The organism is Paraburkholderia sp. SIMBA_053 (genome assembly GCF_046534895.1).
In the GTDB taxonomy this organism is placed as follows: Bacteria; Pseudomonadota; Gammaproteobacteria; order Burkholderiales; family Burkholderiaceae; genus Paraburkholderia; species Paraburkholderia caledonica.
Genome location: NZ_JAWRXU010000180.1, coordinates 1 through 387, shown reverse-complemented (window position 1 = coordinate 387; position 387 = coordinate 1). Strand labels below are relative to the sequence as shown.

Genomic DNA, 387 nt, shown 5'->3' with positions numbered 1-387 from the left:
CGAGTGGTTGCGGGCCGTGCGCGCGCGGCGGATCGCGTCGATCTCCGCCTTCACGACGTCGCCGACCTTCAGCGTGCCCTGCTCCAGCGTGCCGTGATGGCCCACGACGTCCGCCTGCACCTTCAGCGTATCGGCGACGGCGAAGCGCACGCTCGCGTTCGCGAGCACGCCCTGATCGCCGACCTGGCCGCCCGACTCCGCGTAGAACGGCGTGTGATCCAGCACGACGACAGCCTGCTGGCCCTTCGTCACTTCGTTGACGGACGCACCGTCGACATACAGCGCCGTGACCTTCGCGTCGTCGAAGACGATTTCCTCGTAGCCGTGGAACGTGGTCTTGGCGCCCGAGTATTCGAGGCCCTGCGCCATCTTGAACTTGCCGGCCGC

General features: G+C 67.7%; 1 protein-coding gene. It reads right to left on the bottom strand.

Annotation, left to right across the window (positions count from 1 at the left end):
- The coding region (locus SB753_RS35165; protein WP_410804668.1) for an alanine--tRNA ligase-related protein at nucleotides 1-387 on the bottom strand (387 nt) is incomplete at both ends.